We start from the raw sequence: 21,608 nt of genomic DNA, 5'->3' as shown, positions 1-21,608 counted from the left end.
GTGTATTGAAAAACTATTTGCATAATTTAGAGGATATGTTAAAGTGAATTTACAAATTGAATAAGTTTGCAGGAAAAAGATGCTTTTTGCATAAATGGGAATTCGGTGTAAATCCGAAGCTATGTCCGTAACTGTAAGCACTGATGAACACGAGTAAATAGACCACTGCTTTTTAAGCGGGAAGGTACTTGTTAGTAAAACGAAGTGCAAGCCAGGAGACCAATCTTTTTCTAATCGTAACAACCCTCTTCGGAATTAAAGAGAATGTACGGCAAAGAATACTCGTATTCTATTATTTTATAATATGACGTTTTTAGCCATCCATTGTCTTGGATGGCTATTTTTATTTGCCATTTTCAATTGTTTCAAGGGGAAATAGAGCATCTTAAGGGGGAAATAAGATGAAAAAAGATATTCGCTTTTCATGCTATCCATTCATGCGTGAAAAAAGCTCGTTAGTCGATTATGAAATACGTACGGATTCATTAACGACAAGGATTGGTGCTGTGTTACCAACAATATTGCATGATGAGAAAGGGCAAGTAGTGCTCCAGGATTTACAAGTCATTCATCCACTTGCTTACCATGTGAATGGTTCGGTTCGTGGAAAGCTAGCCATTACAGAAGACGATTTAAATTGGTTAAGTGCGCGTTATGACTTTTATGTCAGCCAAGTTAAAGACACGATTCAGCAGTTTTTATTACCACAAGGTGTTGAAAGTGCTGCTCGACTTCATATATGTCGAAGTGAAGCGAAAAAGTCATACCGTGCTTTACATAAAGTAAGCGAAGAACGTGACATACCTGAAATTTTATTTGATTTTTTAGGATTACTAGCAAATATATTTTTCGTTATGGCGGTTTATTTAAACAAACAGCATGCGCATAGTGAAACACCATTTATTAGTAAATCCTACCCGATGAAAAAGAAAAAGGAGAATAACGATGAAATTTAAGATGAAATGGGTCGCACCACTAGCGGCAGCGTTATTATTAACTGCATGTAATTCAACAGAGGATTCTGCAAAGGAAACACAGAAAGGTGACACAGCTAAACATACAGAAGAGGAAGTAGTAGAAGGGCCTTATACGGTAGTAGATGACCGTGGAATTGAAGTGACGTTTGACGCAGTACCAGAAACGATTGTGTCACTACAGCCGAGTAATACAGAAATTTTATTTGAACTAGGTGTTGGCGATAAAATTGTTGGTGCTACGGACTATGATACGTATCCAGAAGCAGCACAAAAAATTGAACGAGTTTCAACTTCTACAGTAATTAATGCAGAACGTATTGTTGAGTTAAATCCAGACGTCGTTGTTGCTTATACAATTGGAGATGAAGCACAAATTACACAGCTTGAAGATGCAGGCTTAAAAGTATTCGTTATTGCATCCGCTACATCGTTTGATGATGTTTACTCAGATATTATTCAATTATCAGAAGTAATGGCAATTGAAGAAAAGGGACAAGAAGTAGTAACTACAATACAGGGGCAAATTAAAGAGGTTCAGGAAAAAACAGCTTCTGTAGAAACAAAACGTAAAGTTTACTATGAAGTTTCACCTGCTCCAGACATTTGGACAACAGGTAGCGAGACATTCCAGCAAGAGATTATGGATGCGGCTGGTGTAGAAAATATATTTGCAGATCAATCTGGCTGGTTAAGTGTTACGGAAGAAGATGTCATCACAAGAAATCCTGAAGTAATTTTATCACCTGCTACATATATGGAAGATGCTATTGGTGAAATTTTAGGTCGTGCAGGATGGGACAAAATAGGTGCTGTAGCTAATAAACAAGTTTATTTAGTAGATGGCGACATAATGTCACGTCCAGCACCACGTATAGGTAAGGCAGTTCAAAATATGGCGGAAGCAGTCTACCCAGAATTATTTAAATAAGGTTACAATGAAAGGAACAGGCTTTTAATGAAGCTTGTTCTTTCTTTTAGCGTTTACAAGGTGGTGGACTGGTTGATTTTTATTACGGGTGGCGTAAGAAGTGGGAAAAGTGCATTAGCGGAACAGATGATATCGCAATGTGGGTTAGACAAGCACTATCATTATATAGCGACGGGTGTTCCATTTGACGAAGAAATGAAATCACGCATTCATCGCCACAGGATGGATCGTGAAAATCAATTGTTAAATTGGCATACAATTGAAATGCAAGTGGCATTTCCTGAAAATGCAAAAAACTTTTCGGGAAATGATGTACTATTGTTTGAATGTGTCACAACATGGCTTTCAAATGTTATGTATGCTGCAGAAAGAGTAAAAGACCCACAACAGTTTATTCATACGCAAATTGCTTTATTTCAACAACAACTGCTTTTTTGGCAGGAGCGAAGTGTTAAAATGATTATTGTTTCGAATGAAATACTAGATGAACCAGCCTCAAAGTACGATGAAGTAAATCAATATCGTAAATTACTTGGTGGGCTTCATCAATGGCTAGTGAAACAAAGTGAAGAAGCGTATGAGGTACAATTTCAACTTGTACAGCGTTGGAAATAAGGGGTGAGCAAGTTGAAAAATAGTGTGACTGGATTTTTTTTAGCATGGCAGTTTTTCTCCTCAGTGCCAGTAAACAAACAATTACATATGAATAAAAAATCTGTTACGTGGATGTATGCAAGCTTACCAATTATTGGTCTTATTATGGGGAGTACTTTAGGTACAGGTATTTATCTAATATGGAGCTTTAGTAATCTTTCGAATATACTTCTAGCCATATTACTTGTCGTTGGGATGATAGTCTTAACGGGTGGGCTTCATTTAGATGGATGGACCGATATGAGCGACGCATTTTTTTCTTATGGAGATAAAGAGAAACGGCTTGCTATATTAGATGATCCTCGTACAGGTGCATTTGGTGTAATAAGTGTTGTTTGCTTATTATTATTAAAAGTAGGTTTTATTTTTGAAACGCTTGAAAAAGGGCAAATGGAAGTGATTGCTTATATTGCCGTTATTCCGTTTATTGCACGCATTGGCATGTTATTATATTTTTTAACGATGCCTACATCAAAAAAAACAGGATTAGCAGCATATTTTAAGGGTGAAGTAATCACAAAAATGCTTTGGCTTATTTTAACTATTTTTACTGCAATTTTTATTATTCTCGTGTGCTATTTTAAATTTTTAAATTTACTAATCGTATTCATTGTTATGATCGTAGCTATCTTGTTGTATCGAAAGTGGACAACGAAGCATTTTGGCGGAATGAGTGGAGATTTGCTAGGCGCATTAGGTGAAGGTTTGGAGGTTTTATTGTGGCTAGTCGTGTTGTTTTGCATTTAATTCGTCATGAAAAAACAGCTGCCAATGTTGAGCGGAAATATATTGGCTGGACAGATGAATCGATTTTAATGAATGTCCAAGCTAATTTCAACATTAACATTCAGCCAAACATTGTATATGGAAGTGATTTAAAGCGTTGTAAGCAAACTTCTTTATGTTACTTTCCAAGGGCACAATTTATTCCAGTGCCTTCTTTACGTGAATTGAATTTTGGTGACTTTGAAATGAAAACCTACGATCAATTAAAGTATAATGAGATTTATCGTCAATGGATTGATCACCCTTTTAAAATTGTGCCACCGAATGGAGAGGACTTTCAAATGTTCGAACAAAGAGTGTTAAACGCATTGTATGAAATTGTCAAACAAGGCGGCGAATATACTTTTGTTGTTCATGGTGGGGTCATCCGTCTGTTATTGGCAAAGCTAAGTTTCGAAGAGCAAATATTTCAACAAGTACTAGCGAATCACCGTACAATGTATTCATTAGCATGGGATAGTATAGAACACTTTGTAGGAGGTGCCAGATGTACGTCATTATCGGAGGGGCATATAACGGTAAACGAAGTTACGTAGATCGGTTAATTACCACGATGGAAAATAAGGAAACGATTTATTGTGATGGTTCTTTACCTGAAATAATCCAAGCAAGTACTAATAAGCGGTATGTTATTTCACGCTTCGAGGAAATTGTAAAGCCCTATCTCCATTTGAAAGAAGAAGAGGTGGCTTCACAAATTGCTGGCCATATTTTAACCATATCAAAACAGACGGAAATAATTTGTATTTGTACAGATATGAGTCGTGGTGTAGTACCTCTTGAAAAAGAGGCGAGACAACTACGAGATACGTGTGGAAGAGTTTATCAACAATTATGCCAAAACGCGAATACGGTAATTCGCGTATGGTACGGTATCCCTCAATATTTAAAAGGAGAGCAGTAGGAACATGGATAAAAATAAATTACGATATATGACGTTAACAGCTTTTGTCGCAGCAATTTGTGTTATAGGTAGCTTTGTGAAAGTACCAGGCTTTATTACTACGGCTGCACTTGATTCAGCACCTGCTATGATTGGTGCTGCATTTTTACCACCTATTTTTGCAGGAGCAGCAGGGGCAATTGGACATATTGCTACAGGGTTGACTTCTGGCTTCCCACTTGGTGTATTCCACGGAATTATTGCACTAGAAATGTTTATTATCATTACTTTATTTACAGTATTACATCGAAAAGGTCAACATCTATTAAAATGGTCATTTATGATAGTAGCAAATGGCATCATTGCACCACTTCCATTTTATTTTCTCATTTCACCTGAATTTTACATTGGATCAATTGCGTCATTAACTGTTGCAACAATTATAAATGTAGTAGTTGCGATAATCGTGATGCCCGTTCTTAAAACTGTGATGATAAGATCAGGCGTTCAATCATGAGAAATGGGGTAGAGGTAAATGGGTTAATCGTAACGATTGATAACTCAGGGTGTATTGGTAATAAGGAGCTTGATGCAGTACAAGTGCCAAATGAGATAACGGCTTATTTTACTACAAGAACTGCTATTTTAGAGCAATGGTGTGCTGGAGCGATGCCAATCCAACTATTAATGGCGAATTTTTCTGGTGATCATGTTTGGATGGAATACGAGCAAGGTATCCGACGCGTATTCGGGGAAATTGGAATTCCATGTCCGCCAATCATCGGTTCAAGTGAAACGAATTTTAATGCACTTCAATCTGCTGTTTCACTGACAATGATTGGTGAAAAAATTATTTCACGTACAATTAATAATTGTCACTACTTTGTCATTGGACAGCCTCTAGTCGGCAATGAAGTTATTGAAAATCCGCAACAAATTGCACAATTAAATGAGTTATATCAAGGGCTAACAGAGGGGTGGATACAAGCAATATGGCCAACTGGATCAAAAGGAATTGGGGCAGAAATAACGCGTTTTATTGGTGGAAATTACTTTTGTGAGTTGGATTTGCATACGTCTGCTGGACCATCCTGTGCAGTACTTGTAGCCGTGTTAGAGCAACATGTAGAGCAGTTTTCACAGCAAATCTCGGCTCCAATCACAGAAATTATAAAAGAATAAACAGTAGTTGCCTTAAAAAATTAGCTATGATACAATGACAACAGTTAATAAAAAACACAATATATAGTGTCGTTATTTATTTGGTTCTACAATATGTAGATTAAAAGGGAAATCAGTTCAATGCTGATGCTGTCCCCGCAACTGTAACGCTGACGATGATTCATAGCCCACTGTCTAAAAACGGGAAGGGGAATCAGAAGGATGAAGCGAAGCCAGGAGACCTGCCATGTAAATATGCAATGCATTTCTTCGGGGGATAGGAAATGGAAGCGAGAGCTCTATTTCCTAGGCAATAACTCTCTTTCCATTTCTAATACGTACATACTACGAACTCCGAATGAATGGGGTTCGTTTTTTTATTTCTTTCAAGTAGAAATCTACATTGTAAGGGTTGATGAATGATTTCAACTGACACTGAAAGTAGTAAAACCTCAGGCGATTTATACGATTTGGAATGGAGTACTCGTACTTTATGAAAGTATAACGCCAAACGTACAAAAATAATGCCGAGGTGGATTTGATTTTTGAAGAGGAGTGTTGTCATGATAGCTGTACAAGAAAATTACTTGCAAAACTTAGTGAATCAATTCGGTGAGGAGGATTTAGAACAATTTATTCGCTTCTCACAAAAATGGATGAGGAAAAATGAAGGGGCATCTGTTATTGAATGGATAGATGCAAGTATTTTAGAAACGATAAGCTATATCGATGAACAAGAGCCGTATTGGACATATGTTGCTGCAAAACTGTTAAATGAGAAAATTTCTATTCAGTATATGGAAAAATTTAATGTGGAAAAGCCTTATGCAAACTTTAATGACTGGATTTTACATCTTGTAGATAAAGGATTATTAAATCCACAACTAGTGGAAAAATACTCGGCAGCAGAGCGTCAATTATTAGGAACAATTATTGAACCTTCAAGAGATGATCTATTTACGTATATCGGCTTACGTACGTTAGTAGACCGTTATGTTGTTCGTGATTTTGACAAATCGATTGCAGAGCTCCCGCAACAGCGTTGGTTAATTATTGCCATGACGTTAATGATGAATGAAACGGACAGCCGCCTTCAAAAAGTAGAAGAAGCGTATTGGGCATTATCCAATTTATATATGACTGTTGCGACACCGACTTTATCAAACGCAGGTAAAACGCATGGCCAATTATCGAGCTGTTTCATTGATACGGTCGATGATAGTCTTCAAAGTATATATGATACAAATACTGATGTTGCAACGCTTTCAAAATACGGCGGTGGTATTGGTGTTTATATGGGGAAAGTGCGCAGTCGAGGCTCTGAAATCCGTGGCTATAAAGGTGCTTCAAGTGGGGTGCTACCATGGATTAAGCAATTAAATAACACAGCAGTATCTGTTGATCAATTAGGACAACGTCAAGGGGCAATTGCTGTCTACTTAGATGTATGGCACCGTGATATTTTAACGTTTTTAGATTTACGCTTAAACAATGGAGATGAACGTCTTCGTGCACATGATATTTTTACAGGCGTATGCTTACCTGATATTTTTATGGAGGCGGTAGAAGCACGTAATGATTGGCATTTATTTGATCCATATGAAGTACGTAAAGTAATGGGCTTTTCTTTAGAGGATTTTTATGATGAGAAGCGTGGACAAGGATCATTCCGCGAAAGATACGAACAATGTGTAGCGAATGAAGCTTTATCACGGGAAGTTATTCCAGCAATTGAAATTATGAAGCGCATTATGCGTAGTCAATTGGAAACAGGCGTACCATTTATGTTTTACCGAGATGAAGTCAATCGTAAAAATCCAAACAAGCATGCTGGTATGATCTATTCGAGTAATCTGTGTACAGAAATTGCTCAAAATATGAGTGCTACACAATTCGAGTCACAGCAACTAGATGATGATACAATCGTGACGCGTCGTAAAGCAGGGGATTTTGTTGTATGTAACTTAAGTTCTATCAACTTAGGGCGTGCAGTACCAGCGGGTGTGCTTGAGCGTTTAATACCGATTCAAGTCCGCATGCTTGATAATGTCATAGAGCTAAATACCATTCCAGTTCTGCAAGCAGATTTAACAAACAAACGTTATCGCGGAATTGGTCTAGGTACATTTGGATGGCATCATTTATTAGCGCTACATGAAATTGCCTGGGAAACAGAAGAGGCCGTTCAATTTGCAGATAAGCTATATGAAGAAATTGCTTATTTAACGATACGGGCTTCGAATGCTCTTGCTCAGGAAAAAGGCTCATACCCGTTATTTAAAGGGTCTGATTGGCAAACAGGTGCCTATTTTGAGGAGCGTGGATTAACGGAAGGAAGATGGCATGAATTAGCACAGCTTGTCTCAGCAGGAGGCTTGCGAAATGGTTATTTAATGGCTGTGGCACCGAATTCCTCAACATCTATTTTAGCTGGTTCTACCGCTACAATTGACCCGATTTTCCAAAAATCTTATTCTGAAGAAAAGAAGGATTACAAAATTCCAGTAACAGTGCCAGACTTAAATTCAAAAACAACATGGTACTATAAATCAGCTTACTTCATTGATCAACGATGGACTTTAAAGCAAAATGCTGCACGTAGTAAGCATATTGATCAAGGGATATCGCTTAATTTATATGTTCAAAATACAATTAAAGCAAAAGATTTATTACAGCTTCATATAGATGCATGGGCTAATGGAATTAAAACGACATATTATGTTCGTTCAACTTCAAGCGAACTACTTGAATGTGAATCATGCTCAAGTTAAGGGGGAAATGGGATGCAAGTTACGAAAAGAAACCTAATGGAAAAAACAGCACCAAACCGTTCAACGGGGATTATTAATGGGCAAAGCTCCAATATTTTAAACTGGGATGATGTTCGTTTCAGCTGGGCCTATCCGAAGTACAAAAAAATGCTCGCCAATTTTTGGACTCCCTTTGAAATAAATATGAGTACGGATGTAAAGCAATTTCCTGAATTAACAAAGGAAGAGCAAGATTCATTTTTAAAAATTATTGGCTTACTTGCATTATTAGATAGTATTCAAACAGACTTTGCCGGGAAGGTAGCAGATTATTTAACGGACTCAAGCTTAAGTGCATTGATGATTATTTTAGCGCAGCAGGAAGTTATTCATAATCACTCCTATTCCTACATTCTTTCAAGTATTGTAACAAAAGATGTACAAGATAAAACCTTTGATTTTTGGCGAACGGAACCAGTGCTACAAAAGCGAAATGACTTTGTCGTAAAGGGCTACATTGACTTTTCAGAAAATCCTACTGTAGAGAATATGTTACGTGCAATAGTGTATGATGTTATTTTAGAGGGACTTTTCTTCTATTCTGGCTTTGCGTTCTTTTATCACCTAGCACGCAAGCAGAAGATGGTTGCGACAAGTACAATGATTAATTATATTAATCGTGATGAACAGCTACATGTTGATTTATTTGTAAAGATCTATAAAGAAATATTGGAGGAATATCCAGAATACAATTCGCCTAAGTGGGAACAGGAAGTTCAAGCAATCTTCAAAGAAGCTGCAGAGCTAGAAGTAAACTGGGCTCGTGAAGTTATTGGTGAAAAAATTGATGGTCTTGATGTAGAGGATGTAGAAGCATATATTTACTTTTATGCAAATGTTCGGTGCAATCAATTAGGGCATGGACGTCCATATGAAGGTTACCGTAAAAATCCAATGAAATGGATCGTTGCCTATGAGGAAGTAGATTTAGGCAAAACAGATTTCTTTGAACAACGCTCACGTCAATATACAAAAATTAATGTGGAAGATAACGGCTTTGACGATTTATAAAAATTTGCGTTGAGGATGGGACAGAAGTAAAAATTTCTCTATTTACGGTAAAATACAGTATTAAAAATTGGATACTTAATAAATTGGTTGTAGTGGAGGGGTGACACCTGAAACTACAGGCTCAGGCAACACCCCCGGAAAGCGTCTCCGCAACGGAAACCAATTACAAAAAAACATCATTTTGAACTGACCTAGTCATTTGAGACACACATAAAACACCTAATTAAGCTACTTGCTTTCCATATTCAAGGGGAGTTAAGTAGCCTAATTTTTCTTGTATACGTTCTTGATTATACTCGAACATGTATGCTGCTACACGTAATTTCGTTTCATCGTTCGTTAGTGAATGAGCTTTCACACGTAAAAATGCTTCGCTTTTAATATGTGAATGAAATGACTCAATCACCGCATTATCCCAACAGTTTCCTCGTCGTGACATACTTGCTCGACAATTCATTTCCTCTAAAAAATTTTGATAGGCATACGATGTATACACACTTCCTTGGTCTGAATGGACAAGGATTCCTTTTGGATAATTTCTTTCTTCTAAAGCCGCCTTTAACACATCCATCACAAGTGGTGTTTGTTGATGGTCATATAATTTATATGCGACAATCTCATTGTTAAACAAATCTAAAATCGTTGCCAAATACATCGTTGTAGAACCATATTGAATGTACGTTATATCTGTTACCCACTTTTCATTGGGTGCCGTAGCTGTAAAACAGCGTGCTAATAAATTAGGGGCAATGATTTCTGGCCCTTGGTCTATTTTAAATTTTCGTTTCTTTTTCACCCGACATTGTAGGTTGTGCTTTTGCATCAGCTTTTGTACCGTATTGCGATTCAATTGATAACCATATTCTTTTTGAAGTAAATATCTTATCTTACGATGACCGTAACGATATTTCGTTTTTTTACATAGCTCAATCAGTACTGTTTCAATGGCTGAAAATCCTCGGATTCCTTCTTTCATCCAACGATAATAGGTTGCACGAGGAATCCCTAGCACCTTTAAAATACATGTGACTGTATATTTCTTACGCAGATTCTCCACAGTTTGTAAAACTACTTGCCGTTCAACTCCTTTTTGATGGCCAAAAACTTTTTTAGGATTTCATTTTCCATTTCTAGATGCATCATTTTGCGGTCTTTCATTTCTTGTTCGCTTTTCCCTTCAGGCCCTTGTCCATAACTATACTGCTTGCCTACAGGTTGATCGAATCGGTAAAGTTCATTATTTTTGTACCACCGCATCCATGTATTAATTTGAGAGCGATGTTTAATGTTATATTTCGCCAAAATTTCTTTTGTCGTTAATTTACCTGCTAATTTATCTTTTATAACCGACCATTTAATATCTGAAGAATAACTTACTCTTGTCATAAAAAAACACCTCCAAAATGATTAAGCATGTATTACATACATACCCATTTTAGTGGTGTTTTATGTTGTCTTATAAAATTAGGTTAGTCCTTTTTTCTCACTCGAGAAAAATGATGTTTTGGTTTTGACCCAGCCTCTTTGCAATAGATGGAATTAATTTATGTGCCGTGTACGCTTGTTTTTGTTATTGTAGGGGATGGAAGGCTATTTAAAAATGAAGGGGAATAAATTATGAAAAAAGCAGTGGCATATACCACTTATATTTCAATTACTATAGGTACTACATATCTATTTTATTGGCTATTATGGATGTTTATTGCAGGAGTTCGTTTTACTGCAGCAGATATACCACCGGGTGATATTAGTGTAACAGGAAAAATAATTTTAAGTACGGGTATTCCATTATTCTTTGTTATTTGTGTATCTATTTTTTACTATATGTATCGTATTATTTTCGAGATGTTTCATATTCACTTACATAAATTTGTTCCAATCAACTTAAATATAGTGATCGGAATTGGGCTAATTGGATACTTTAATTTGTTTATATTCGATAAGCTATAATTATTCAGATATTAGCTCAATAAATAAATTTTTTATTTAAAATTAAAAAATTATAAATTTTCTAAAAATAAAGTGGTATGATAGAATGTATCAATTTTATTTTGTTAAGGAGCATTTATTATGACAACAATTCAAATTGCTACGGAGTTAGCAACATCAAAAAAACAAAAAATATCTGCTGAACAGCTTGGTTTTGGTCAAGTATTTACTGACCATATGTTTGTTATGGATTATGTAGAAGGCAAGGGATGGCATAATGCTACGATTACCCCTTACGCGCCAATTGAATTAAATCCTGCCGCGATGGTATTCCATTATGGGCAAGCTGTTTTTGAAGGCTTAAAAGCATATGCCGCTGAAAACGGAGAAATCATTTTATTCCGACCTGCCCGTAATTTTAAAAGATTAAATGCTTCGAATGAACGATTATGTATTCCTGCAATTGATGAAGAGTTCGCGCTTGAAGCATTAAAGCAACTCATCCAAGTCGATCGTGAGTGGGTACCAACTGCGCCAGGAACTTCTTTATACATTCGACCATTTATTATCGCTACTGAACCTTACTTAGGAGTTAATCCGTCAAAAAATTATAAATTTATCATTATTATGTCACCGGTTGGTTCTTATTATAAAGAGGGAATTAATCCAGTCAAAATTCTTGTAGAGCAGCACTACGTACGTGCAGTAGTTGGAGGCACAGGTGAAGCGAAAACAGCTGGGAATTATGCCTCAAGCTTAAAAGGCTCAGAAATAGCTGCGAAGCAAGGTTACTCTCAAACGTTATGGCTAGATGGAAAAGAAAATAAATATGTTGAAGAAGTTGGTAGTATGAATATTTTCTTTAAAATTGCAGGCAAGGTTGTAACACCTGCACTAAACGGGAGTATTCTGCCAGGTATTACACGTGACTCAATGATTCAAGTGTTGAAATCGAAAAATATTCCAGTTGAAGAGCGTGCAATTGAGTTTGCTGAAATTGTAGAAGCAGCGAAAAATGGTTCGCTAGAAGAAGCATTTGGTACAGGTACAGCTGCAGTCATATCTCCAGTTGGGGAGCTAAAATGGCTTGATGAAATCATTAAAGTAAACAACGGTGAAATTGGTGAAGTGACGCAAATGCTTTATGATACTTTAACAAGTATTCAATACGGAAAAATAGAGGATCCATTTGGTTGGACAATTAAGTTATAAGGTAAAATAGCACTATAAAGATTACGTGAAAAAGGTAAGCAAATCTGTAAAAAAGATTGCTTACCTTTTTGGTGTTATTATTCATGTACCTTTACATAGATGGATTCAAAATATTCGCCATCAATATAAGTATCCAACTTCCACATTCCGCTATGTGGTAATGAGATGAGTGATGGAAGGTGAGCATCTGCTCCATTATTAGGGCCACCTAAAACTTGATTGTCGATTATTAACACTTCTTCATTCGTATTTTGATAAATTGCCTTTACAGTTAATTTCGCGTTTGTTTGATCGTCCAACCATACATGCCACATATATTTTTGTGCCTTATTTGGATAAAAGCGTAATTCATCTTTATCCTCATAAATAAATCCAATTTTACTTTTCACACCAATCATCGAAAAACTACCTGACTTAAATAAAGAGCTTTGCACCCATTCCTCTTTCCTTAATTCGCCTTTGCTATTGTTGCAGCCTATTAATAGGACGGCAAGCATAGCGATTAACAATAATCCAAGTACACTCTTCATCTTATTAATGAACGACACCTCCCAAACGCATATTTTAAAAACGTATCGCTTCATTTTGTAAAACTTCAAGACATATACGAAATGACATAAGAAATCATAATAATTTCCTATGTCATTTTGACGTTTATTTTCAATTTATCAGTTGATTATTTCTTTACTAGTTCCTCTTCTTTTGAAAAAATAGTATGGTCTAAAATGGAAGCTTCTTTAGTAGGTGCATTTTTCCCTACATAAGTTTCGATTAGATCTTTTACATCAATTCCTGAAGAAGCTTTTAACGTTTCTTGTAGGGATGACATTAAATCTGTAGCATATCCAGTTACTTTACCGGCACCACCATTGGCGCCGCCCCCTGTATCCACTACGGTAATTTTATCGATATTTGAAAGAGGACTTGCAATTTGCTTCGCAAATTCTGGAAGCATTTTAACAATCATATCTAAAACAGCAGCCTGACCGAATTGCTCGAATGCTTCTGCTATTTTTTCTTTCGCTTCCGCTTCTGCTAAACCTTTCAAGCGAATAATCTCTGCTTCTGCTTCACCTTGTGCACGTTCTGAATCGGCCTTTGCGATACCGTCCAATCTAACTTTTTCCGCTTCCGCTTTTGCAAGTGATTCAATACGATATTTTTCCGCATCTGCATTAGCAAGTTCTTTTCGCTTTTGTGCTTCCGCGTTTTGCTCAATGGCATAACGATCTGCGTCGGCCTTTTTCTTAACTTCAGAATCATATTGTTTCTCACGACGCAAAATTTCTTTTTCTTCTAATTCAATTTGCTTTTGACGTTCAATAATTTTAACTTGCATTTCTTGTTCTGTAACTTCTTGTTTTGCACGAGCAGATTCTAGTTCATATGCTTGGTCGGCACGGGCTTTTGCAATATCTTGTTCGCGACGGAATTCAGCTACTTTTAATTGATTTTCTTTTTCGGCTTCTGCAATTTGTGTCGCTCGCTCTAATTCCGCTTTTTTTGCTTCTTGAGCAGCTTGCGCACGTTTAATACGTGTTTCTTTATCCGCTTCTGCAGTTGCAATATCTGCATCACGCTTTACTTGTGCAATACGCGGCTTACCAAGAGATTCAAGGTATCCGTTCTTATCGCGAACATCTTTAATCGTGAACGAAACAATAATTAATCCCATTTTCGCTAAATCGTGTGACGCGACACGTTGTACTTCCTGAGAGAATTTATCACGGTTTTTATAAATTTCTTCTACTGTCATCGAGCCTAGAATTGAGCGAAGGTGACCTTCTAATACTTCGCGTGCTTCACCTTCACGTTCATGCTTCTCTTTTCCTAAAAATTGTTCTGCAGCTGTAGCAATTTCTGAAATGGACCCACCAATTTTAATAATAGCTGTTCCATCTGCCATGACTGGTACGCCCTGTTCTGTATAAACTTCAGGTGTAGTCACCTCTAATTTGCTTGATAATAAGCTTAATGGCTCCGCTTGTTGGAATACAGGGAACACAAATGTACCACCACCACGAATAATTTTAATTCGATTTCCAGAATCGTCGGTATGTACATTTTTGCTACCTAAATAGCTTCCCGTTACAATTAAAGCCTCGTCTGGCCCGGCTGTTTTATATTTTGTAATGTATACACCTACGATTGCTAGTATTAAAAATAACACGACACCTACCGCAATTAATCCACCTAACATAGTTCCAGTTAACATAAACATCCTCCTTTAATTTAAAACCGTAAAGTTTTCATTTTCATAGACCGCAACAAAGGCAGTTCCATCTTTCATTTCAATAATTAGTACTTGGCTATCGTATGGTATTTCAACATCATGATAGCTAGCTGCACGCTTTGAGATAATGCCATTTGCTGTTTCGATGACAATTTCGCCAAATCCATTTAATGGTACAGGTACAATCACTTTTGCTAATTGACTTTCTAATGATTCATCTGTATATGCGAGTGAAACTTCAGCTGATCGCAAAGGAACGAGTAAAAAATAATAAAGTAGTGCTGTAAACATTGAGGAGAGAACAATTGCAATAATAAAGTTCGTAAGGCTAGAAAAATTGAAGAAACGTTCGAAAAAGTAGCCCGCAGCTGCTGTAAAAGTAATAAAGGATAAAATGACTGCAGGATCAAAAAAAGGAATTGCTTCAAATGAACCATCTGCAATATCTGCAAAAAATAAGTAGAGAACTGTACAACAGCCAATAACAATTAAAACTGTTAAATAAATTATTTCAATTGAATAACCAAACAACAATGTCACCTCCTTTTATTATTGTACTAAACTATACGGATAAAAATGGGTTTAGTTTCATAAAATAAGGAATTTTTATAAATTTAATTACTTTTTTGGGGAACTTTTCACTAGTAGTTGATACAAAAAAGAAGTGATAATCACTTCTTTAATTGAAAATGATTATTCACTTCTACTTGAATAGGGCTTGTTTGTAGTATGTATTGCATCATTAAGTGTGGAACGTACAGCGTTGTTTCACGAATAGGCGTTTTTTTAAACATTGTAAATTGATGTGCACCTGTTGCACGGTAACTATTGACGACCACTTCAAAAACATCTTCATCTTGGATGTCTTGATTTCCATATTGAAGCTTTGTCAAACGCTTTCCAACCGGATTTGATAATGTAATTTCATAATCAATACCGCCCCAAATATCATAAGTATATGGCTGAGGTTCAGGGAAATAGACGTTCATACTAAAATCGATAGCCCCTTGTGAATTAATTGCAAAAACGCTTGCACTTAACTCAATCGCTTGACGAATTTCTAAACCATTTAATTGGATAACTTGCAACCGGTTTTGACGGGATATATTGTGTAAAACATCTTTTCGCGTAATTTTTTCTGGAAACCCCCCATGTGAATGATAGGGTAGCTCAATCACAGACAACTGGGCATTCGTATAATGTAATTGCATATTATGTACAAATTGCGTATAAGTCGTTGCTTGAAGGCGTGGTGTGAAAAAATCTTCATATATTAAATTCGTTGACGCAATTCCTAACACTTCATTTTTCCACTCGTTAAAAGAAGGGAAGTTAACTTGTTCTATTGATGTATCTACATAAACAAGTGAAGGCATATGAGAGATATGCTTATCTTCTATTGTAATGTCGATTTGAGCAAAGCATTTGCCATTCGACCCTGGTTGCACGACAGAAACTCCACGAAACTTTGACGCAATTTCTAAATGCTGATGCCCCGTAATGAAAATATCGATGCCATCAATTTCTTGTAGCATTTGATAAGCTTGGTTTTCACCAATTTCTATGTCAATTAGGTCACCTGTTTCGATATTTCGCTCAAAGCCGCCATGGTAGCTTAAAATAACAAGCTGTACCTGTTCATGCTCACGCACAAACTTTACGGTTCTTTGAGCAGCTAAAAAAGCATCCTCAAAGCAAAGTGATTTTGTTGCTTCTCCCTCATCCCAGAGCGCGGTATAATGCGTTACAACACCAATAACGGCAATCCGTATACCATGAACTTCTTTAATAAAAAAGGGTTTTGCAAAATCTTTTATATTAGCTGCAATCCACTCAAACTGGCATGCTGCACGCATTGCTTCAATCGTTTTTAAAGGATAATTAAATTCATGGTTGCCAAAAACCGCTAAATCATAGCGGAGTTTATTAGCTAATGTAATTTGCGGGTGTTTTTCATCTAAATAGTTTTCATAATAAAAGCTTAAATGGCTTCCTTGAAGAAAATCACCGTTATCAATGAGAAGGGCGGGCCTGCGTGCTTGAATCATGGTGGCAAGTTGGGAAAAACGTTCTGTATGCCCATGAATGTCACTCGTTGCAATAATAGAAAATTTCATGTTGAATCATCCTTTATTTTACCTTTATATAAATAGTATAACGGTTTATGTTCCTTGTGTAGTATGAATTGATGAACTGCGGAGTTAATCATTGCGCAACTGTTCTGAAAATGATTAAATAAACATGTTAAATAATTTAGCGTATATATTTAAAGGAGATGTCACAGATGATTACTGTAACAAACCGTATTAAAGTAAAAAAAGGATTTGCAGATAAAATGGCGCCTAATTTTGTTAAGGCAGGTCCTTTACAACAATTTGAAGGCTTTATTAAAGTAGAAGTATTAGTAGCAACTCAATTTGAAGAATATGATGAGATGAGTGTCGTGATGTATTGGGAAGGAAAAGAAAACTTTGAAGCATGGCGTGAAAGTGATGCATTTAAAGAAGCACATAAACGTCCAGAAAGCTCACATGGTGGACATGGTGAACAAGCGGAATCTCCAATGTTAGGCTCACAAATTGTCGTTGCAGAAGTAGTAGGGTCAATTTCAAAATAAAGCTAAACAAAAAGGGGCTGCCAAAGTCAATCAGATTTCACCTGATCTTTGGTAGCCCCTCTTATGCTTATAGAGGATTTTTAGTTGAAGGTAGGGGAATCTCATGGAAACTATGGAACGTTATTTTTATGATGGACAGTTTTTAAAATGTTTTAATGATGCAATTTTACAGCAAAATAGTGAAAATGCTCAAATGGCCACGCAATTTTTGAATGTGTTCTCAAAATATGAATATGAAAAGTTCCCAAAAGTAACTAAAACTGTTACGCAAAGTATTGAGCGTGCAAATGAAACTTATCCAGAGCTTGATGAAGTGGAGCAAATTCGTTCAATTAAAGATGAAGAGCGATTTTCTAATGCAATTAAACAGCTTGAGGAAGATGCCAAAAATGCTAATGACGAACGAAAGGCCCAATCCTTTTTTATACAAGGGCATTTATTTTTGATGGCACATCATTATGATGAAAGTGTGCATTGTTTTATGCAAGCAGTCAAACACAATCCGAACAAGGCGTTATATTATGGATTTGCAGGACAAACGATGAACCGTTTTAATTGGTCACCATTCGACGTGATGGTTTACATTGAGCGAGCAATTGAATTGGATGAACATAATGCGCGTTGGCAATGGAATAAAGCGTTAGTATTAACACAATTATATAAGGATTTACAAGTAGAAGCTTTTTTAGAAAATGCCCTAATGGCCATTGAAAAAGCAATGAAGTTATGTCGTGCAGATCAAGTAACATTACGAAATGGTATTGATTCAACATTGGAGAATTTAAAAGAGTACTTATTCTAATAGTTGATGTAGTGTTGTACATAAGAAAGCCCATAACGATTCTCCCGAATGTACGTGTAAGGACTACTACATTTAAAATGGGCGTTATGGGCTTTTTATTTTTCCTAAAAGAGAGGAATCATCTATTTTTTATGAAACATTGAATAGTAGAGTCCTTTGTTCGCTAATAATTGATCATGTGTATCAAATTCAACAATCTCCCCTTGCTGCATGACGTAAATACGGTGGAAAAGGTCTAGGTTTGTTAGCTTATGCGTAACCATAATAAGTGTTTTATCAGCTGCTTCTGACAGTAATGTGTTGAACAATGTTTTTTCTGTCTGTACGTCTAAGCTTGTAAAGGGCTCATCTACGAGCCATAAGTTACTTTCTTTTAATAATAGGCGAGCAAAGGCAAGACGTTGTTTTTCCCCACCTGAGAGATTCCCGCCTTTTTCAAAAACCGGATCCTCTAAATCTTTGTCTAACGCGGCCTTCTTAAGTGCTATTTGTAACTCATCATCTGTTGCATCACGTTTTGCAAAAAGTAAATTGCTACTAATCGTCCCAGAGAAAAAGTGATTGTGCTGTAGCATCGTACTCATATGTTTATACATAGAATGTGAACTTATGGAATCAATATCATCGTCCCCAACGAAAAATGCCCCTTCTGTTCTTCTAAATTCCTTCATGAGAAGTTGTAAAAGTGTTGATTTACCCGAGCCACTTGGACCAATAATTGCAATTTTTTCCCCTGCTCGAATATGAAGCGTAATATTTTTTAAAGCTTGCCGTGTAGCTGAGGGGTAGCTATAAGCTACATTTTGTAATTGAATGTCTTTTACTAAATCATGAATTTGAATCGTCCCATCAATTATTTCTTGTGAGGTCACCTCATCTAGTTGATCCACAGCTTTTTTTGTATGTCTTGCAAAAATTGGCACCATTGATAGTGGAACTGCAGATTCAAAAACAGTTAATGAAATGAGTACAAGTAGAGCTAAATATACACCTTCTAATTCCCCAGTAGACGTTAAATAAGCGCCTGTAAAAACAACACTAAAGCTTGTAAGTAAAGCTACTAACTGATTCCATAAGTAAGAAGTTTGTTCTTTGTTCAGTTCCTTTCTTCGTGCTGTCCCATAGGCTTTTTGCAATGCTAATAATTCTTCTTTTTTCGACTGATTTTGATTATGGAGAAGTAATTCACGATAGCCATAAAAATATTCTGTTGCTTGAACAGTTAGCTCTTTTTTTTCTAATACGCCGGTTGGATAAGGGCGATGATAAAGAATATACGGGATCACAATACTCGTAAGCACGATTCCTACAAATAAAAGAAGTGAAATCCATGGCGAAAAGAATAATGTAAATAATATCGTTACAAAAAAAACAAACAGTGCAATAAAGGGTGGGTACAGCACACGTAAAAAGAAGTTTTGTAACATTTCAACATCACTTGTAATACGTGTTAGTAAATCACCACTTTTATAGGTGTTAAGCACATGAGCTTGTGGGAGAAGCTTTTTAAAGAATCGCATCCGTACAATACTAATAAATTTAAATGTAACCCGGTGTGAGATAAGGCGTTCAGCATACTTACTGGCTGATTTAGTTACTCCAAAAAGTTTTAAGAAGGCTGTTAAGATTAAAATAACGTAAAAGGGGGGCATGAGCGCAGCCTTTGAAATTAACAAACCACTTTGTGCAAACAATGCTACAGCCGTTAAACCACTAACCGTTCCTGCTAGTAATGCAAGTAACACATCTTTCTTATCTTGCCAGATTAGTTTAAATAACTGTTGCATTATTCCTTCCTCCCTGCAGTAATTTTTTTGTAAAATGGATGATTCTTCAGTAATTCTGGTGCTCCAGAAGCTATAATTTGCCCGCCTTCAACAATATAAATGACATCTGCAAAGCGAATACTTTCATACTGATGAGCCGCGATTATAACGGTAGCCATTTCTCGAAGTGTTTTTATCGATTTTATTAATAAACGTTCGGTTACCACATCTAATCCTGCAGTCGGCTCATCAAAAAAGACAATGGACGGATTTTTTAAGAATGCTCTTGCAATCGCAACCCTTTGCTTCTCACCACCAGAAAGTCCGAGACCACCTTCACCGAGTGCTGTGTCAAGTCCCTCCGGTAATGTAGTTAGCCAATCTAACAAATAGGATTTTTGTAAGGCGGCAAAAATTTCTTCATCTGAAACTTCAAGCCCCATACAAATATTTTCCCGCAGTGTCCCTGAAAATATATAAGGATGTTGTGAAATATAGCTTGTTTGTGCGTACCAATCATCTGCACAATACGTATTCCGAAGGTTATTGTTTAAAAACAATTCACCCGTATCTAACTCCGTTAAACTAGATAACAGATTCAATATTGTTGTTTTACCATGCCCGGTTTGTCCGATAAATGCAACCGTCTGTCCAGGGTGAATTGTAAATGATAGTGGGCCTATTGTTGGACCATTCGCATATTTAAAACTTGCATTGTCAACCGTTATTTCAGGCTGATTAGTTAGTTTTTGATTTCCCCATTGAACAGGCTTTTTTACTTCCTGTAATTGTTCTTCAATTAATGCTGCAGCCCCTAAGCTTCCTCGTCCTGTATGGAATGCTGCACCTAGTTCTTTCAACGAATTATAATATTCGGGTGCTAATGTCAAAATGAAAAAAGCGGGTGCAAAAGTAAGTGTTTTAAAGACAATCATTTGAAACCCGATTTCAAGTGCCACTATACCAATGCCAAGTGTTGCAATTAGTTCAATAAACAGTGTAGAGGCAAAAGCAATTTTTAATACGCTTAATGTACGGCTCATAAAGCCTTCATTACTTTCTGCTAAAATGTTCTCTTGCTGTTTACTTTGTCCAAATAAACGAATCGTTTGTATACCTTGCAGTAAATCTAAAAACTTCCCAGAAAAACGGTTGAGTGCATCTAACTGTTCTTCTGATTTTTTTTTCGTTTGCATCCCAACAATAATATAAGTAATCGGGACAAAAGGCGCTGTAATGAGCATAATCCACCCACTATTTGGATGCACAATGAAGACCGCAATTAAAATCATAATCGGTACAACAACGGTTTTAATAACTTGTGGAATGTATTCTCTATAATAGCTTTCCAATTGGTCTACTGTATCCACTAAAAGCGTTACTTTTTCCCCTGTTTGAAAGGACACATGCTTTTCCATCGATATTAATGACCAATGCTGCATTAATTGCTCTCGGATTGAAACCTTTACGCCCGCTGCTAATAAGCCCCCCACTCGCCCCATTGTAAATTGTGACGTGAGCCTTACGATAATTGCTAATAAGAAGAATAAAAAAAATATATACGTATTTGAAAATGCTGCTTTTTCAATAAAGACAAGGTTCACAATTTCTACAATGCTAATGCCTTGTAAAAGAATACTACCACCCAAAAATAGTGATAAGAAAAATAAAATAATGATTTTGGATTTATTTACACGTATTAAATGCTGTAAAAATGGCATCTAATCATCTCCTTTCCTATATAATAATCAAATTTGTGTAAAAGAAAACTAGGGGTTTACCACTAAAAAAGTTTGTTTGATTAGGGGGAAACCCCTATACTATTTATTTTTGATTTTC

Annotated in this window: 22 protein-coding genes and 2 riboswitches; of the genes, 14 read left to right on the top strand and 8 right to left on the bottom strand. The window is 36.4% G+C overall.

All coding sequences use genetic code 11. The features are described from left to right. The first annotated feature begins 46 nt into the window (after nucleotides 1-46). Nucleotides 47-242: riboswitch (cobalamin riboswitch) on the top strand. Between the two features lie 159 nt (nucleotides 243-401). The 10 genes from MKZ17_RS14320 to MKZ17_RS14275 all read left to right on the top strand — a co-directional run bounded on the left by MKZ17_RS14320 (nucleotide 402) and on the right by MKZ17_RS14275 (nucleotide 9,210). Next, entirely contained in the window at nucleotides 402-956 is a 555-nt protein-coding gene (locus MKZ17_RS14320; protein ID WP_340724408.1) for a hypothetical protein, read from the top strand. After that, nucleotides 946-1,905, top strand: coding sequence for an ABC transporter substrate-binding protein (locus MKZ17_RS14315; RefSeq protein ID WP_340724407.1), 960 nt, complete (start codon nucleotides 946-948; stop codon nucleotides 1,903-1,905). Before MKZ17_RS14320 ends, MKZ17_RS14315 begins: the two co-directional genes overlap by 11 nt. 72 nt (nucleotides 1,906-1,977) lie before the next feature. After that, entirely contained in the window at nucleotides 1,978-2,520 is a 543-nt protein-coding gene (locus MKZ17_RS14310) for a bifunctional adenosylcobinamide kinase/adenosylcobinamide-phosphate guanylyltransferase (protein ID WP_340724406.1), read from the top strand. Nucleotides 2,521-2,532: 12 nt separating this feature from the next. Further along, nucleotides 2,533-3,306, top strand: a complete 774-nt coding sequence (cobS, locus tag MKZ17_RS14305) for an adenosylcobinamide-GDP ribazoletransferase (RefSeq protein ID WP_340724405.1) — start codon at nucleotides 2,533-2,535, stop codon at nucleotides 3,304-3,306. Continuing rightward, a complete protein-coding gene (locus tag MKZ17_RS14300; protein ID WP_340724404.1) occupies nucleotides 3,279-3,881 on the top strand; it encodes a histidine phosphatase family protein in 603 nt (200 codons plus the stop codon). Before cobS ends, MKZ17_RS14300 begins: the two co-directional genes overlap by 28 nt. Beyond that, entirely contained in the window at nucleotides 3,833-4,249 is a 417-nt protein-coding gene (locus tag MKZ17_RS14295; RefSeq protein WP_340724403.1) for a bifunctional adenosylcobinamide kinase/adenosylcobinamide-phosphate guanylyltransferase, read from the top strand. Before MKZ17_RS14300 ends, MKZ17_RS14295 begins: the two co-directional genes overlap by 49 nt. Before the next feature lie 4 nt (nucleotides 4,250-4,253). After that, on the top strand, nucleotides 4,254-4,745 hold the full coding sequence (locus tag MKZ17_RS14290; protein WP_340724402.1) for an ECF transporter S component: 492 nt from the start codon (nucleotides 4,254-4,256) through the stop codon (nucleotides 4,743-4,745). Then, nucleotides 4,742-5,410, top strand: coding sequence for a hypothetical protein (locus MKZ17_RS14285; RefSeq protein ID WP_340724401.1), 669 nt, complete (start codon nucleotides 4,742-4,744; stop codon nucleotides 5,408-5,410). The genes MKZ17_RS14290 and MKZ17_RS14285 overlap by 4 nt, the downstream gene beginning before the upstream one ends. 64 nt (nucleotides 5,411-5,474) lie before the next feature. After that, a riboswitch (cobalamin riboswitch) is annotated at nucleotides 5,475-5,653 on the top strand. A 299-nt stretch (nucleotides 5,654-5,952) separates the two neighbouring features. Further along, nucleotides 5,953-8,160: a ribonucleoside-diphosphate reductase subunit alpha gene (locus MKZ17_RS14280; RefSeq protein WP_340724400.1), complete on the top strand. Its 2,208-nt coding sequence runs from the start codon at nucleotides 5,953-5,955 to the stop codon at nucleotides 8,158-8,160. A gap of 12 nt (nucleotides 8,161-8,172) precedes the next feature. Beyond that, entirely contained in the window at nucleotides 8,173-9,210 is a 1,038-nt protein-coding gene (locus tag MKZ17_RS14275; RefSeq protein ID WP_340724399.1) for a ribonucleotide-diphosphate reductase subunit beta, read from the top strand. A 223-nt stretch (nucleotides 9,211-9,433) separates the two neighbouring features. Here the strand turns inward: MKZ17_RS14275 and MKZ17_RS14270 are convergent, their stop codons facing one another. Next, nucleotides 9,434-10,267, bottom strand: a complete 834-nt coding sequence (locus tag MKZ17_RS14270) for an IS3 family transposase (protein ID WP_340724398.1) — start codon at nucleotides 10,265-10,267, stop codon at nucleotides 9,434-9,436. 11 nt (nucleotides 10,268-10,278) lie between these two features. Continuing rightward, the gene (locus tag MKZ17_RS14265) at nucleotides 10,279-10,596 is read right to left on the bottom strand and encodes a hypothetical protein (protein ID WP_340724397.1); all 318 of its coding nucleotides are present in this window, start codon (nucleotides 10,594-10,596) and stop codon (nucleotides 10,279-10,281) included. A 231-nt stretch (nucleotides 10,597-10,827) separates the two neighbouring features. Between MKZ17_RS14265 and MKZ17_RS14260 the strand changes: the two genes are divergently transcribed. Continuing rightward, complete coding sequence (locus MKZ17_RS14260) at nucleotides 10,828-11,160, top strand: hypothetical protein (RefSeq protein WP_340724396.1); 333 nt, start codon at nucleotides 10,828-10,830, stop codon at nucleotides 11,158-11,160. A gap of 120 nt (nucleotides 11,161-11,280) precedes the next feature. After that, the gene (locus tag MKZ17_RS14255; RefSeq protein ID WP_340724395.1) at nucleotides 11,281-12,351 is read left to right on the top strand and encodes a branched-chain amino acid aminotransferase; all 1,071 of its coding nucleotides are present in this window, start codon (nucleotides 11,281-11,283) and stop codon (nucleotides 12,349-12,351) included. A 77-nt stretch (nucleotides 12,352-12,428) separates the two neighbouring features. On the opposite strand, the gene MKZ17_RS14250 is transcribed toward MKZ17_RS14255, so the two are convergent. The 4 genes from MKZ17_RS14250 to MKZ17_RS14235 all read right to left on the bottom strand — a co-directional run bounded on the left by MKZ17_RS14250 (nucleotide 12,429) and on the right by MKZ17_RS14235 (nucleotide 16,701). Then, nucleotides 12,429-12,935, bottom strand: a complete 507-nt coding sequence (locus tag MKZ17_RS14250; RefSeq protein ID WP_340724394.1) for a hypothetical protein — start codon at nucleotides 12,933-12,935, stop codon at nucleotides 12,429-12,431. A gap of 92 nt (nucleotides 12,936-13,027) precedes the next feature. Then, complete coding sequence (locus MKZ17_RS14245; protein WP_445326921.1) at nucleotides 13,028-14,566, bottom strand: SPFH domain-containing protein; 1,539 nt, start codon at nucleotides 14,564-14,566, stop codon at nucleotides 13,028-13,030. Between the two features lie 12 nt (nucleotides 14,567-14,578). After that, entirely contained in the window at nucleotides 14,579-15,124 is a 546-nt protein-coding gene (locus tag MKZ17_RS14240; RefSeq protein ID WP_445326920.1) for a hypothetical protein, read from the bottom strand. A 131-nt stretch (nucleotides 15,125-15,255) separates the two neighbouring features. Next, a complete protein-coding gene (locus tag MKZ17_RS14235) occupies nucleotides 15,256-16,701 on the bottom strand; it encodes a bifunctional metallophosphatase/5'-nucleotidase (RefSeq protein WP_340724392.1) in 1,446 nt (481 codons plus the stop codon). A gap of 167 nt (nucleotides 16,702-16,868) precedes the next feature. On the opposite strand from MKZ17_RS14235, the gene MKZ17_RS14230 reads away from it, so the two are divergent. Together MKZ17_RS14230 and MKZ17_RS14225 are read left to right on the top strand one after the other, a co-directional pair. After that, entirely contained in the window at nucleotides 16,869-17,201 is a 333-nt protein-coding gene (locus MKZ17_RS14230; RefSeq protein ID WP_340724391.1) for a heme oxygenase, read from the top strand. A 103-nt stretch (nucleotides 17,202-17,304) separates the two neighbouring features. Next, nucleotides 17,305-18,003, top strand: coding sequence for an O-linked GlcNAc transferase (locus MKZ17_RS14225; protein WP_340724390.1), 699 nt, complete (start codon nucleotides 17,305-17,307; stop codon nucleotides 18,001-18,003). A 122-nt stretch (nucleotides 18,004-18,125) separates the two neighbouring features. On the opposite strand, the gene cydC is transcribed toward MKZ17_RS14225, so the two are convergent. Then, nucleotides 18,126-19,790: a thiol reductant ABC exporter subunit CydC gene (gene cydC / locus MKZ17_RS14220; RefSeq protein ID WP_340724389.1), complete on the bottom strand. Its 1,665-nt coding sequence runs from the start codon at nucleotides 19,788-19,790 to the stop codon at nucleotides 18,126-18,128. Then, nucleotides 19,790-21,490, bottom strand: coding sequence for a thiol reductant ABC exporter subunit CydD (gene cydD, locus MKZ17_RS14215; protein WP_340724388.1), 1,701 nt, complete (start codon nucleotides 21,488-21,490; stop codon nucleotides 19,790-19,792). Before cydD ends, cydC begins: the two co-directional genes overlap by 1 nt. Nucleotides 21,491-21,608 lie beyond the last annotated feature (118 nt).

The organism is Solibacillus sp. FSL R7-0682 (genome assembly GCF_038005985.1).
Lineage (GTDB): Bacteria > Bacillota > Bacilli > Bacillales_A > Planococcaceae > Solibacillus.
Note: the sequence above shows the minus strand (reverse complement) of the source record. Positions and strands in the feature narration are given on the sequence as shown.